Raw genomic sequence first — 14436 nt, forward strand, 5'->3', positions numbered from 1 at the left:
GGCTTGTTGTGGCGAGCGGGCTCGCCCCGCGTTGGGCTGCGAAGCAGTCCCATCACTGACACTGCATTCCCCTCGTTAGTACCGAGGTGTCTGGGTTTGGGGCGGCTTCGCCACCCAACGCGGGCGGTGCGACGATTCGACAAGCCCGCTCGCCACAAAGTGAACTGGCGCCCATGACGGAGGTGTGTTGTTCGATGAAATCGGCGCTCAATTCGATCACCCGGCGGTATTGCAGGTCGACGGTGATCATGTGGTAGCAGTTGTCCAGCAGGATCTTGGTCACCGGCCCGCCGAGGTGGCGTTCCACGTAATCGGCGTTCCAGCGGCTGGTGATGTCGTCCTCGATGGAGTGCAATACCAGCGCCGGTACGTTGATCGACGGCATGCGTTTCTTGACCACGGCGTTCATCCAGTGCAATTCACGCACCGTCACGCCCTCCATCGTCAACAGGCCCGCCTCGCTGCTTTCGCCTTCCTTCATCTGCCGTTCAACGATGGCGCGCAGGCGTTCGTTCTTGATGCCGTAGGGCGGCTTCTCGGTAAAGCGGAACAGGCGCACGCCGAACGGGATACGGATGAGCAACGGCGTGATAAACGCCATTTTGTTGATGCTCCACCCGTCGTACTTGAGCGTGGTGGAATACATCAGCAAACCGGCCACCTGGCCCGGATGCTCCGACGCCAGGTACATCGACATCACCGCGCCCATCGACAAGCCGCCGACAAACACCTGCGCGTGGCGTTGCTTCACGCCCACGAAGGTCTTGCGCACGCCTTCGTACCAGTCCATCCAGCCCGTGGCCTGCAGGTCGCTGTTGTCACCGCAGTGCCCGGCCAGGGTGGGCACGTACACCGTGCAATTGCCCACCTTGGCCAGGCCCTTGGCGACCTGGCGCAACTCCGTCGGGGTGCCGGTCAGGCCGTGGATCAACAGGATCCCGACCGGACCGTCACCGAGAACGAAACCGGCATCACCTTCACCGAGGTCGATCCCGACGCTGTTCACCGGTTGGTCGCCCGCACCAGCAGTTGCTCGAGCAGTTTCAGGCCCAGCTCGATTTCCGGGTAGCTGATTTCCAGGGACGGTGCCAGGGTGATCACGTTCTTGTAGTAGCCGCCCACGTCGAGGATCAGCCCGAGTTTCTGGCCGTCCACCACCATGTCGCCTTTCATGCCTTCTTCGACCATGTAGTCCAGGGTCGCCTTGTCCGGGGTGAAACCATCCGGGGCGCAGATTTCGCAGCGCAGCGCCAGGCCCAGGCCGTCGACATCGCCAATGATCGGGAAACGTTTCTGCAGGTCCTGCAGGCCTTCGAGGAAGAACTTGCCCTTGGCCATGACCATCGCGCCGTAGTCGATCTCGTTGGTCATCTTGAACATTTCCAGGCCTACCGCCGTGCCCAACGGGTTGGAGGCGAAGGTGGAGTGGGTCGAACCTGGCGGGAAGATCTTCGGGTTGATCAACTCTTCACGGGCCCAGATGCCGCCCAGTGGGTTGAGACCGTTGGTCAGCGCCTTGCCGAACACGATCACGTCCGGCTGCACGTCAAAGTGTTCGATCGACCACAGTTTGCCGGTGCGGTAGAAGCCCATCTGGATCTCGTCGGAGACCATCAGGATGCCGTGTTGATCCAGCACGTGCTTCAACTCGCGGTAGAAGTTCATCGGCGGGATCACGTAGCCGCCGGTGCCCTGGATCGGCTCGACGTAGAACGCGGCGTATTCGCTGGAGCCGACTTTCGGGTCCCACACCCCGTTGTATTCAGTCTCGAACAGGCGGGCGAATTGCTGCACGCAGTGGCTGCCGTATTCTTCCTTGGTCATGCCTTTGGGGCCACGGAAGTGGTACGGGAACGGGATGAACTGCGCGCGCTCGCCGAAGTGGCCGTAGCGGCGACGGTAGCGGTAGCTGGAGGTGATCGACGAAGCACCCAGGGTGCGCCCATGGTAGCCGCCCTCGAAGGCGAACATCAGGCTCTTGCCGTTGGTGGCGTTACGCACCACTTTCAGGGAGTCTTCGATGGACTGCGAACCGCCCACGTTGAAGTGCACGCGACCGTCGAGGCCGAATTTCTTCTTGGCGTCGACCGCGATCATTTCCGACAGCTCGATCTTGCCCTTGTGCAGGTACTGGCTGGCAATTTGCGGCAGCGTGTCGATCTGCTGTTTCAACGCGTTGTTCAGACGCGGGTTGGCGTAGCCGAAGTTGACCGCCGAGTACCACATTTGCAGGTCGAGATAGGCCTGGTCTTCGGTGTCCCACACGTAGGAGCCTTCGCAACGGCTGAAAATACGCGGCGGCTCGATGTAGTGAACGGTGTCGCCGTAGGAGCAATACTTGGCTTCTTTGTCCAGAAGGATCTGGTCTTCGGCGGTAGCGATACGGATATCAGACATGATGGAAGAGTTCCTGGTTGTCAGCAGTAAAGGTGGTGGCGTTGGCGGCGATGCCCTGAGGCAGCAGGGCCAGCAATGCAGGCAGTTCGGCAAAGGTGTCGAAGCGTGCGTGAGGAATGTCGTTGGCTTCGCAGTACTTGGCGAGGCTGCCCTTGGCGAACACGAAGTCGGCGGTGGAGGCCACGCACATGTCGGACTTGCCGTCGCCGATCACCAGCACGCGCTTGCTGCGTGGGGTGGACTTGCACTTGCAGTTGCCGGAAGCGGCACGGCAGGCGTCGCTGGCATACGGGAAATCGATGCGCCAGCTGTTCTGGTCGACCTGGCGCAGGCGGTTGGCAAGGATCGGCAGCAAGGTCACGTAGTTGCGCGACAGGATGCGGGCGATGCCCTGCTCGATGCCGTCGCTGACCACTTCGATGGTCGCACCCAGTCCCATGACGTGGTCGACGAAGTCGGGGAAGTCCGGGTCGATCTCGACGCTGTCGAAGTACGCCAGCAGCTCGGAAGGTGTGGCCTTGATCAGCGCCAGTTGGCGGCTCAGGCATTCGCGTGAACCGATATGCCCATCCAGCCATTCCTGTTCGATGGTTTCCCACTCGGGGCCGGCGAAGCGTTGGAGGACGTTGTCGATGACATCGGTGGGGGTAATGGTCCCGTCGAAGTCACACACGATATGCCACTGGATCATCGTTGTTTACCTTGGAGGAGCGCGCTGTGTGCGCTTGCACCAGAGGTAGAGCAGGGACTGTGCCAACTGGCCACCACCCAGCAGGGCTGGGGCTCTGGCGCGTATCGAGGGCGGAATGTGTCGTCGAAGCTACAATTTTTGTAGCTTGCTACAAACAAGATGAGTGCTTGCGTGAAGCGGGCCCTTCGCGCGTTCATGCGCACGTAATCAATCAAGGAACCTGACCATGTACAGGATCACATGCGCTGCATTCGCCGGTTTGCTTGGCCTTTGGAGCTTTTCAAACGCTGCCCTGGCCGAAGGCATCACCGGTGAAGTGGGCGCAGGCATCAGTTATCAACCCCATGACCCCACCGCCAGCCGCTACGAAGTCCGCCCCGTGCCCTACCTGGACCTGGATTGGGGCAGCGTCAGCCTGGGCACCGATGACGGCTTGACCTGGAGCGCGCTCAACACCCACGGCTTTACCGCCGGCCCCTATATCAACTACCTGTCGGGGCGCACGTCCAATGGCGATCTGCAAGGCCTGCGCAATGTGTCGGACATGGCCGAGGTGGGTGGCTTCGTCCAGTACGCCCCGGCTGATTTCTGGAGGGTCTACGCGCAATTGGGGCAAGCCGTGGGCGGTGGGCATTCGCAGAGTGGCGCCCTCGGCAAACTGGGCGGCGAACTGGGCTACCCGCTGGGCGGCGGGATCATCGGCAGCAGCGGGCTGGTCGCGCATTTTGCCGATGCACGCCAGACCAACACGTTTTTTGGCGTGGATGACAACGAAGCCGCTTCCACCGGCTTTCGTCCCTACAACGCCAGCGGTGGTTTCCAGAACCTGACGCTGACCCAGAGTTTCGAATTTCCCCTGGCTGCCAACTGGTCCTTGCTGACCAGCGCCAGCTGGATTCACTTGGTGGGATCGGCCGCCAACAGCAGCATCGTCAAAGAGACCGGCGATGTGAACCAGGGCCAGGTGCAGACGGCCATCAGCTACAAGTTCGATTAGGTTGGTCTGGGGTTTGCAACAAGGTGCTGGAACCCACTTTTCCAGGACACTCTTCATGGCTCGCCCCGCTTACCGCCTGCTCCATCACTCGCTCTGGGACCTGGTGCCCATCGCCCTGGGCCTGGCGCATTTCGCGTTTGTCGTCTGGCTGGTTGCCGCCTTCCATCACATGAGCTGGTGGGCCCTGGTGCCGCTGGCGCTGCTTTACGCAGTCAGCCTGTCGTGGAGCATCAACAGCATCTCCCACAACCAGATCCACAACGCCTACTTCACCCATCGCGCCATGAACCGGGCCTTCGACCTGCTGCTGTCGGTGACCATCGGTTTCTCCCAGACGCTCTACCGCGACATCCACAACCGCCACCACCGTGGCAACGCCGACCTGCCGGGGCCGGATGGCAAGACCATCGACCCGCTGTCGATCTACCAGCGTGGCCACAACGGCCAGCCGGAAAACCCGTGGGCCTATACCTTCCTGAGTTTTTTCCGCGACGACCCCAAGCCCTTCTATGACGAGATGAAGCGCAAACGCCCGGCCGATGCGCGCTGGGTCAAGGTCGAGATCGGCGTGACCGTGGCGTTCTACATCGCGCTGGCGTTCTACAACTGGCAGGCGGTGCTGTGGCTGTTGCCGTTCTGGTACCTGGGCCAGTGCCTGTCATCGCTCAATGGCTACTACGAGCATTTCGGCGGCAACCCGGACCTGCCAATCGCCTGGGGCGTGAGTTCCTACAGCGTGTTGTACAACCTGATCTGGATGAACAACGGCTACCACGCCGAGCATCACTACCGGCCGAAGATGCACTGGACCCAGGTGAAGGCGTTTCATCGGGAGATTGCCGGGCAGCAGCGGGAGGCAGGGGTCAAAACACTTCCGGTGTCCCATGGTCTAGGGTTTTTGGTGGCACACCGCAAACCCTAGGCACTCAGTTTTCTTCGCCCTCTGCCAGGAGGGCGATACCACCGATAATCACCGCCACCCCCACCCAGTGCAGCGGGCTGATATGTTCCCCCAGCCCCAGCCACGAACCCAGCAACACCACCACGAACACCAGTGAACTCAGCGGAAACGCCAGGGACAGGCTGCTGCGCCGCAGGATCAGCATCCACACGAAAAACGCGCCGATGTAGCTGGCAATCGCCGCCAGGATTCCAGGGTTGCGCACCACCTCACCCAGCCACTGCCAGTTGAAATCCATCTGCCCCAACTGGTCGCCAGCGACTTTGGTAAACAGCTGGCCGGCGCTTTCCGTGCAGATCAGCAAGGCCCACAGCACCACCGTGCCCAAACGCCCATGCAACCATCCCGTATTCATCGTTTGCGTACTCATGCCTGACTCCCTGCAATCGCCACCAACATCACACCCAAGGTAATCACCAGCGTACCGAGCCAACGGCGCCGGCTGACGGTTTCGCCCAGCACCACCTTGCCCGCCAGCACCACGCCGCAATACGCCAGCGCGGCCGCCGGAAACAGCAGGCTCAACGGCGCTCGGGACAACGCTTCAAGCCACACGAAAAATTCGACGGCATAGGCGCCGATCCCCGCCCACAGCAACGGCGCATTGAACACCTGGCCCCAGAACGCATTCAGGCGAAAACCGCCGTCCAACTCCGGCAAACGGTCCAGGCCGATCTTGAAACACAGCTGGCCGATCACATCGAGCACGATGGAAAACGCCACCAGCAACACCACGGTCAAGGTCACGGGAACAGCTCCTCAAACAGGTCAATCAGGGCTTCATTGGTCGCGGCATTGCGCTGCAGATCCTCAGGGCTCCAGCGTTCGGGCGGCGGCTGGTCGGACTTGGCTTCCCAACGCTTGAAGGCATTGCTGAACGCCGGCGTGGCGAACTCGCCGCACACGTCGATGCCGATGATGCGCTTGCGCGCCGCCAACGCCCGCAAGGCTTGCAGCAGGTGGGTCAGGCGCATGCCGCCCTGATCCCAATTGGTGGCGGCGTCTTCGCTGGCGAGTACGTCTTTGTCGAGGGTGATCCAGATTGCCTCGGTGGGCAGGCTGTCGATCATCTGCTCAAGGAACGCCGCCCAGTCCAGCTCGGCCAGGTTGCGCCAATGCAGGTGGTTTTCCCGCTGCTGGTGACCAGCGCCGTCCCCTACCCGCCCCCAGACTTTGGAGGGCGCATGCTGCCAGGGAAACAGCTGCAATTGCCCGCGCTTGAGGGCACCGAGGTTGCCGCCGCGCAGTTGCGGGTTGTGCAGGTCGTCGCTGCACGGGCCGAGGGTGACGATGCGTTTGATCGCCGGCATTTTCAGCGCGCGATTGACCCACGAACCACAGTGACGCTTGGGCGCAAAGCGCACCCAGTCGGGGTGGTTGTCGAAGTGGATCAGGCTGATGGGCTCTTTCAAATCAGCCAGGAATGCCGGCGTGAGGTGGTGATAATCGCCGGAGCCGACAAACAGGATTTCCGGCCGTGCGTCGGAAGGCCGGGGCCGTTGGGCCAGGCGTTCGGCGAAGCGCTTCCAGGTTTTTTCGGTGGACCACAGGCGCAGCTTGGGGCCAAGGTCCAGCAGGTCGATACGATGGGCGCGCCCACTGGCCAGGCGCCGTGCAATCGGTGCCTGGCCGGTGAGGCTGTGGTCGAGGTCAAGAATGTTCAAGGCAGTGTCCCCTAAGGCTTTAAGGGGTCAATGCAAGGGACGGGCCAGCACCTGTCTCAAGACCAATGGAGAACAATGTGGGAGGGGGCTTGCCCCCTCCCACATTTTGACCTGCGTTCGGCTTTAGCTTTTGGCTTCGCTGATGATCTGCCGGATCGCCCCCACAAAGGCTTCAGCCGGCTGGCCACCGCTCACGGCGTACTGGTCGTTGAACACGATGGTCGGCACCGAGGTCACGCCACGGGAGATCCACAGTTGTTCCTGTTCGCGGACTTCGGCGGCGTACTCGTCGCTGGCCAGAATCTCGGCCGCACGCTGGATATCCAGCCCGACGCTCTCGGCAATGATCGCCAGGGTCGCGTGGTCGGACGGGTCCTGCCGGTCGGTGAAATACGCCTTGAACAACGCTTCCTTGAGGTTGTATTGCAAGCCCTCCAGCCCGGCCCAATGCAACAGGCGGTGCGCGTCGAAGGTGTTGTAGATGCGGCTCTGGCCGTCAGTGCGGAAGGCGAAGCCCAACCCGGCGCCCATGTCGCGGATGCGCTCCCGGTTAGCCTGGGATTGCTCGGCGGTGGAGCCATATTTCTCGGTGATGTGCTCGACGATGTTCTGCCCTTCGGCGGGCATGTTCGGGTTCAGTTCGAACGGCTGGAAGTGGATCTCGGCTTGCACATCGGCGCCAAGCTGGTCGAGGGCTTCGGTCAGGCCGCGCAGGCCGATGATGCACCAGGGGCAGGACACATCGCTGACGAAATCGATTTTCAGGGGAGTACTCATGGCAGGCAACCTCGCTGGCAGTAATGCGCCGTAAAGGTTGCACGATACACCAATGTCACAACACCTTCGAAGGCTCGCCCAGGTCAATCTGCGCCCAGTGCGCCGCATCTTCCCGATGGGCTTGCAGGTACGGCAACACGGCCGTCAACAGGGGCGCCTTGAACGCTTCCTGGAACCGATGGGCCATGCCGGGAATCAGCTTCAACTGGCTGCCCTGGATATGCGCCGCCAGGTGCACGCCGTGCATCACCGGCAACAACGGGTCGGCCGTGCCGTGCACCACCAGGGTCGGCACGCGCAGTTGGTTGAGCAACGGCACGCGGCTCGGTTCGGCGAGGATCGCCATGATCTGGCGCTTCACGCCGTCCGGGTTGAAGGCGCGGTCGTAGGACTGCGCCGCCTGGTGCAACAGCGCCTGGCGATCATCCTTGACGTTCGGGCTGCCCAGTGCGGCGAGCAAGTCGGCCTGCTGCTCCAGGGCCACTTCACGATTCGGCGCGCTGCGTCGCGACAACAACTGTACCAGCGCGGCATTCGGCGCCGGCAGGCCTTCGGCGCCGGAACTGGTCATGATCAGCGTGAGGCTTTCGACCCGCTGCGGCGCCATGGCGGCCAGGTGCTGGGCGATCATCCCGCCCATGCTCGCGCCGAGTACGTGGAATTGCTGGATCTGCAACGCGTCCATCAGGCCTATGGCGTCATCGGCCATGTCGGTCAAGGTATACGGAGCCGCCACCGGCAGGCCGAGTTTGTAGCGCAGCACTTCGAAGGTCAGGTTGGCATTGGCCGGAGCCTGGCGCCAGGTAGACAGGCCGACGTCTCGATTGTCATAGCGGATCACCCGGAACCCTTGCTGGCACAAGGCGACGACCACCTCGTCAGGCCAGTGGATCAACTGCCCGCCCAGGCCCATCACCAGCAGCAAGGCAGGGTCGGACGCACGGCCGATGCTCTGGTAGGCGATGCTCACCTGAGCCAGGTCGACCATTTGGGTCGGGACATTCACATCACATCGAGAAGCCGCAAAAGACGGCAGGCCGAACACTAAGGCGGCCAATAAAAACAACACACGCATGGAAAACACCGAAACGCAGAACCCCAGTAGAGCGCGAGTCTGATGAAGTTTGTTCAAGCGCGCTGCCACAGTTGCGTGACAGTTTGATGAAGAGTGCTCAACGGTCACTGTCGACACGGCTTGTAACATGAGACAAACTCACGTCATCCCGATTCGTCACAAATTGTATTCATGGAGAGCCCGTGCTCGAGATCCGTCATCTCAAGACCCTGCACGCCCTGCGCGAAGCCGACAGCCTGGTGGAAGCGGCCGAGCGCCTGCACCTCACGCAATCAGCGCTGTCCCACCAGTTCAAGGAACTGGAAGAACGCCTGGGCATGCCGCTGTTCGTGCGCAAGACCAAGCCGCTGCGTTTCACCAGCGCAGGGCTGCGCCTGCTGCAACTGGCCGACGCCACCCTGCCGCTGCTGCGCGGCGCCGAGCGGGATATTGCGCGCTTGGCCGGCGGCACCGCCGGACGCCTGCACATGGCGATCGAGTGCCACAGTTGCTTCCAGTGGCTGATGCCGACCATCGACCAGTTCCGCGATGCCTGGCCCGAAGTCGAGCTGGACCTGGCCTCGGGTTTCGCCTTCGCGCCGCTGCCGGCCCTGGCCCGTGGCGACCTCGACCTGGTGGTCACCTCCGACCCGCTCGAGTTGCCCGGCATCACCTACGTGCCGCTGTTCACCTATGAAGCCATGCTGGCCGTGGCCAATCAGCACCCGTTGGCGAACAAGGCGTACATCGTGCCGGAGGACCTGCTGACCGAAACCCTGATCACCTACCCGGTGGAGCGTGACCGCCTGGACATCTTCACCCGCTTCCTGGAACCGGCCGACGTGGAACCGGCCCAGGTGCGCACCTCGGAACTGACGGTGATGATGATGCAACTGGTGGCCAGCGGCCGTGGCGTATGCGGCATGCCCCACTGGGCGCTGCATGAATACAGCTCGCGTGGTTATGTGAAAGCCAAGCGCCTCGGCGAGAAAGGCTTGTTCGCGACGTTGTATGCGGGGATTCGCGCCGACATGCTGGATGCACCGTACATGCGCGACTTCCTGCTGACGGCCAAGGACACCTCGTTCTCCACCCTGGATGGGGTCAGCGCGGTTCGCTGACCGCCCCCCATCAAGCGGACGTCGCGCAGCCGGCCAGCGATTCGCGGTAGAACGGCAGGATCAGGTCGCGGGTCAACGGCGCCAAGTGCAAGCCGCCGTCGCCCATGGGATCGATCCAGCGTATTTCTTCGATTTCAGCGGCAGGCGTCACCGGTACGTCGATCCGCACCTGGAACAGCTCGGCTTCCACGGTGAAACCCGGCTCGTTGGCGGCCGGCGCCGAGAAGTGCCCCAGGTACAAGGCCTGGCCTGGATCGATATGCAGGTTCAGCTCTTCGTGCAGCTCGCGGGCCAGGGCCTGGGCGGGTTGCTCACCGGCATCGATCTTGCCGCCCGGTTGCATGAAGGCCTGGGTGCCGCGCTTGCGGACCAGCAACGTGTGGCCATCACTGCCGATCAGGAGGGCGGCAGCAATGCGGATAATGGTGGACATGCAATAAACCTCAGGCGCAAAAGCGGCAAGGATCACATGGGCTTGCGTTGCAGGCAATCGCCCCCGGGCACGCGTTCACCCACACACATGCACCGCAACACGTGCAACCGCCACCCCTAGACTCCGAACTCTGATCCAGCCGTGCGCAGCAAGCGCCTTCCATACGAGTTCACCATGTACCAGTCATCGCTTCCCCCCTCAGATGCCCCGGAACCACTCTTGCCGGTCAACGGGCCTGCCAACCTCTCGCAACCCGTGACCCTGCCGGTGGTACCCGCCGCCAACCAGACCGGCGACACCCAGCAAGTGCGGCTTATCCAGGCACTCGGCAGGTTCAATACCCAGACCGACGAACTGCTCCAGCAACAGCCGAATCTTGAAACGGTGTATCAGCAACAGTTGGCTGCCTTGTTTCCTGATTTGCAGCGGCCCATCAATCCCAACCACATTTTCTACAGCCGCTATCGCGAGGACGTACCGGGCCAGAAACAATGGCTGGGCAGCGAACCCCTGGGATCACTGCTGGCCAGGTTACGCGGCTCTGACGCGCAGGCTTATCTGACGCAAGAGAGCGGTGCCTTCTACCGGGAAAGCGGTACCGTGGACGAGGGCAAACGCCTGTCTGCGGCCAGCCCGACCGCCACACTGGCGGGCGTGCTGGAAATCGCCTTCACGGTCAAGCTCAATGAATTCTGGAGAGATCGGGAAGGCGACCAACCGACCCTCGAGGAGCGACTGGTCGACCTGCGCCGGCAGGTCCTGGCCCACCAATTGGCCCTGCGCACGCTGGACGGCACATTGTCGGCCGCGTCACGGACACTGGCGGACACGGTATTGAAATACCCCACCGCCGCAGCGCGCAAAAAGGTGTTTCCCACAGGCCCCAGACCTGCCGTGTACCGGCTGGCGCTGGACAATGGCAGCGAGTTCGCCGCCGCGTTCATCCTGAACGCCACCGGTGGCACACCGCCCGTTGGCAGCGTGCTGCTCTTCAGCCCTGGCGAAGGCTTCGAGGAATTTGAAAACCTGGCGCGGTTGAATGAAACCGTGGCGGCACGTCTGCGCGCCAGCGACCCCGCGGGCCAACGCCTGATTGCCAGCCTGCCGCTGGCCGCTCAAGCACACGCGAGTGACACGCCAATATTGGCGAGCGACCCGGCACGGATCGAGGCCGACGTGATCGCCGACCACGTCCGCTCCCTGCGGGTACGGCAGTACTTCAACACCCGGGCGGCTCTGCGCCAACAGACGTTGCCACTGGCCGGTGAGCTCGCTCTGGTCGCCGACCTGGCGCCACACCTGGATGTATCCGCGGCCCTCGCGGCACGCAACCTGCGCCTGGTCGCGCCGCACGACCCCGTCTGGCTGAGCACGGCCAGCCCGGCGGACCAGCAGTTGTACCGACAGCTGGAAACAACCTTGGTCGACAACAATGAGGCGCTGCGCCCACTGCTTGAACAGATTTCGACCCTGCCAGCGTTCGCGGAGGATGAAACCCGCAAGGTGCTCAGCCGCCAGAAACCGGAATACGCCAATGTGGACCTGGACGTCCACAAGAGCCTGGTACGACTGCGTGTGAGCACGTCAATGCCGGTCAAGGTCACGGGTTATCGAGACGACGAATCCGAAACGGTCTACATCTGCGAAGACCCACAGCTCGATATTCCCCTGGTGTTGACGGAGCAGACACTGACCTTCGGCACCTGGAACGCCAAAGAAGTCGTGGACCTGCGCACCCTGGGAAGCTACGCCCGGCGCAACGTCGATGCGTGGTCGCCCCATGAATTGCACAGAACGATCACCGCCACTGCCGATCTTTTCGACACGCGAGGAGAAAAAGTCGGCAGGCTCGACAACGCAGACCTGCGCGCCCTTGCCCTACAGGCCGACATTGGCCAGCAGTACGCGGCGTACCTCAGGGCGGCGTTCGCGCCAGACGGTGAAGGTCGCGCTTTCGCCAGCGCCTGGCAGCGCGCGAATGCGGCAAGGATGCGCAAGGACGCCTTGGAGAGCCGGCTCAATCCTGCTGTCAACGACCTGTTTATTTTCAAGACACCCGGCGGTGGACTGGACTGGGTGCAGGCGGTTGCGCAGCATCCCGACCCCACCACCCGGCCCAAGGTCGGCCAGTTCGATATCGAGGTCAATCTCCTGGTCATGGGAGGCGGGCTCGAGGGGGGCCAGGGAGGCCAGGTGATCAACGGCGTGCTGGTCATTCAGCGCAAGGGCACCAGGCCCGGTGGCGTGTGCGTGCTCTACACACCGGAGGCCCCCGATGATGCGCCCTTCAGGGAATTGGTGCTGGGCCTGGCGGAACTCGACACGCTCAAGGCCAAACCCGAATGGCGTGCCTATTTCAGCCAACGGATGGCCACGCACGATGTGCGCGAACTCTCCCGGGTATTCAATGACACTCGCAGCGTGCACCGTTATGCCCTGACCCCCATCACCGCCGAGCTGCATGCCTATTTGTATTCGGCACAACTGGGCTTTCAGCTTTCCCATGCCGATTACCGTTCGCGGACCAACGCGGAAATTGCCCTCGAATCGGCGGTCAACGGCTTTTTATTTTCCGTCGAAGTGGCTGACTTCCTACTCGGACTGTCCCTGTTCAAGGCCCTGCGGCGCCTGGCCCATCGCTACATCGTCCGAGGGGTGCGCAACGCGCAGAAGTTGGGGCGCAGCATCCCGGGCCTGATCCGCAAAATCGGCGAAGACAAAAAAGCCTCCATCGTTCTCGCCAAACCCGCGATCCGCTCGCTGGACCCGGCCTGGGTCGATGTCGCAGAGTACCGACTGCCCCACTCGATCGACGCTCTTTTTGACGTCGAAGCGTTTGCCCAAACCCACCATTTTCGACTGTCGCGCGCGATGGGCGCGCCCAGTTTCATGGACAGTCGCAATCAGCAATTTGTCGCGATGATGGGCAACGACGGTCGCTACTACCTGTATGCGTCCCATGTGGAAGAAGGTGCGCGCTTTATCAAGCACCCGACGGGGAATAAGCCGGATTTCATGGTCGTGCCGGGCGATGCAAAAAGCTGGAAGCCACGCTTTGAGCGTACGACACGCGGAGGCGGGTCGGTGTTGGGCGTTCTCGGGGGGCGTACCGCCGAACAGCAAGTGCACGATGACCTGATCGCAGCGATGCGCATCTACTCCTCTGCTACCCATGGCGAAGCGATGCTCAAGGAGGTGACCGCGTCACAGAAACGTCGACTGCTGGACAACGCGCTGGAGCGCCTGGGTGTCGATGAGGCCACGTTCCGCCGCATTGTCTGGGGGCAGCGGGGGGTTCCCGCGCCGCGACTGCGCGAGACGTTATTGAACATTGAATTCGAAGCGAACCTTTATACACACCTGAACAAGACCACCTACTTCCTGTCCGGACAACTCACCCTCTCCAGCGAGGAGATGGAAAATCTGTTTATTAAAATCAAACGAATCGTTGGCCGGAACGACGACTTCTCAAAACACATCAGGGCATCGATCAGTATTATCGACCACGATACCGGCGCCACTTTCGTCGGTTATGCGTTCACCCAGAAACAGCTGAACAGCCTGACCAAGTTCGATAATAAGTTTCACTTGTCCACCTGGCGCCAGGAAACCCTCGAGGCGTTTGTGAGAGAAAAAGGACGCACGAAGATCGTCCAGGACATCGCTACACAACACAACATCAGCTTTAACGAGGCCTTGAAGAAACTGCTCGAGGCCCCGAGTATCCAGGAAGCCTTGGAAACGTTCAGGACCGAACGGCGCCGTGAGCTTTTACTGAAGCTCGGCGTCGATTCATTTTCAGACGATTTCAAAAAAGCCGGCATTCCCTACATTGCCTTGTCCCACGGCGAAAGGACCGGAGCAGTCTCCAGTTTCAAGGCGGTGGACAGCGTGACGGTCGCGGAATTTGAAAGAACCATTCCCAAATTCTCAACGCCTTTGGAATTTCAACCCGCACACCCGCCACTTCCTCGCGGTGAAAGGCTGCCTCAAAGGCCACAAACCCCTGTGCCACCTAGCCCCGTCACTCCCTCGGGCGACGGGGCGGCCCACATCGTCAGGTTCGACGAGCTGATGGAAACCCAACTGTCTCTGCTGCCAGCCAACGCCAAAAGCAAAATCGACGAAATCGTTCAGGACATTCAAGGAGGACGGGTCAGCGGCAAGAAAATCGGCAGCTACAGCTACGTGGATCTGCCGCAACTGGACCCAGGCGCCGGGCGCGGTCGATGGCGAGTGGCGCTCGAGAAAACCGGGAAAGACGGTGAGAAAGACGTGTACGTGCTCAGGGGCATCATCGACTATCACGGCAGCCGGCGTAAAACCTGGGGCCTGTAGGCA

General features: G+C 61.9%; 13 protein-coding genes. 4 read left to right on the top strand and 9 right to left on the bottom strand.

Features of this window, described 5'->3' with window-relative positions; translation table 11 throughout:
• Positions 1 to 52: 52 nt before the first annotated feature.
• The 3 genes from BM110_RS02885 to BM110_RS02895 are packed head-to-tail and all read right to left on the bottom strand — an operon-like array spanning position 53 to position 3088.
• A complete protein-coding gene (locus BM110_RS02885; protein ID WP_093512284.1) occupies positions 53 to 1006 on the bottom strand; it encodes an alpha/beta hydrolase in 954 nt (317 codons plus the stop codon).
• The gene (locus BM110_RS02890) at positions 1003 to 2397 is read right to left on the bottom strand and encodes an aspartate aminotransferase family protein (protein ID WP_071488695.1); all 1395 of its coding nucleotides are present in this window, start codon (positions 2395 to 2397) and stop codon (positions 1003 to 1005) included. Before BM110_RS02890 ends, BM110_RS02885 begins: the two co-directional genes overlap by 4 nt.
• Entirely contained in the window at positions 2390 to 3088 is a 699-nt protein-coding gene (locus BM110_RS02895) for an MtnX-like HAD-IB family phosphatase (RefSeq protein ID WP_093512286.1), read from the bottom strand. Before BM110_RS02895 ends, BM110_RS02890 begins: the two co-directional genes overlap by 8 nt.
• A 226-nt stretch (positions 3089 to 3314) precedes the next feature.
• Between BM110_RS02895 and BM110_RS02900 the strand changes: the two genes are divergently transcribed.
• Positions 3315 to 4085, top strand: coding sequence for a MipA/OmpV family protein (locus tag BM110_RS02900; RefSeq protein ID WP_071488693.1), 771 nt, complete (start codon positions 3315 to 3317; stop codon positions 4083 to 4085).
• Positions 4086 to 4140: 55 nt separating this feature from the next.
• Positions 4141 to 5007 (top strand): fatty acid desaturase family protein, encoded by an 867-nt coding sequence (locus BM110_RS02905; RefSeq protein WP_093512288.1) that lies wholly within the window; start codon positions 4141 to 4143, stop codon positions 5005 to 5007.
• Positions 5008 to 5011: 4 nt separating this feature from the next.
• Here BM110_RS02905 and BM110_RS02910 read toward each other — a convergent pair whose 3' ends face one another.
• The 5 genes from BM110_RS02910 to BM110_RS02930 all read right to left on the bottom strand — a co-directional run bounded on the left by BM110_RS02910 (position 5012) and on the right by BM110_RS02930 (position 8562).
• On the bottom strand, positions 5012 to 5416 hold the full coding sequence (locus BM110_RS02910; protein ID WP_058423798.1) for a DMT family transporter: 405 nt from the start codon (positions 5414 to 5416) through the stop codon (positions 5012 to 5014).
• Positions 5413 to 5793 carry a DMT family transporter gene (locus tag BM110_RS02915; protein ID WP_016977488.1) on the bottom strand — a complete coding sequence of 127 codons (381 nt, stop codon included), beginning with the start codon at positions 5791 to 5793 and terminating at the stop codon, positions 5413 to 5415. The genes BM110_RS02910 and BM110_RS02915 overlap by 4 nt, the downstream gene beginning before the upstream one ends.
• Positions 5790 to 6710, bottom strand: coding sequence for an arginase family protein (locus BM110_RS02920; protein WP_092241036.1), 921 nt, complete (start codon positions 6708 to 6710; stop codon positions 5790 to 5792). The genes BM110_RS02915 and BM110_RS02920 overlap by 4 nt, the downstream gene beginning before the upstream one ends.
• Before the next feature lie 123 nt (positions 6711 to 6833).
• Positions 6834 to 7487 carry a DsbA family oxidoreductase gene (locus tag BM110_RS02925; protein WP_092241034.1) on the bottom strand — a complete coding sequence of 218 codons (654 nt, stop codon included), beginning with the start codon at positions 7485 to 7487 and terminating at the stop codon, positions 6834 to 6836.
• A 55-nt stretch (positions 7488 to 7542) separates the two neighbouring features.
• Positions 7543 to 8562 carry an alpha/beta fold hydrolase gene (locus tag BM110_RS02930; protein WP_093512291.1) on the bottom strand — a complete coding sequence of 340 codons (1020 nt, stop codon included), beginning with the start codon at positions 8560 to 8562 and terminating at the stop codon, positions 7543 to 7545.
• 182 nt (positions 8563 to 8744) lie between these two features.
• Between BM110_RS02930 and metR the strand changes: the two genes are divergently transcribed.
• Entirely contained in the window at positions 8745 to 9662 is a 918-nt protein-coding gene (metR, locus tag BM110_RS02935) for a transcriptional regulator MetR (protein ID WP_071488687.1), read from the top strand.
• Positions 9663 to 9672: 10 nt separating this feature from the next.
• Here the strand turns inward: metR and BM110_RS02940 are convergent, their stop codons facing one another.
• Positions 9673 to 10095 (bottom strand): NUDIX hydrolase, encoded by a 423-nt coding sequence (locus BM110_RS02940; RefSeq protein WP_071488686.1) that lies wholly within the window; start codon positions 10093 to 10095, stop codon positions 9673 to 9675.
• 174 nt (positions 10096 to 10269) lie between these two features.
• Between BM110_RS02940 and BM110_RS02945 the strand changes: the two genes are divergently transcribed.
• The gene (locus tag BM110_RS02945) at positions 10270 to 14433 is read left to right on the top strand and encodes a DUF6543 domain-containing protein (RefSeq protein WP_139220308.1); all 4164 of its coding nucleotides are present in this window, start codon (positions 10270 to 10272) and stop codon (positions 14431 to 14433) included.
• The last annotated feature ends 3 nt before the right edge of the window (positions 14434 to 14436 follow it).

The organism is Pseudomonas sp. NFPP28 (assembly GCF_900115535.1).
In the GTDB taxonomy this organism is placed as follows: Bacteria; Pseudomonadota; Gammaproteobacteria; order Pseudomonadales; family Pseudomonadaceae; genus Aquipseudomonas; species Aquipseudomonas extremorientalis.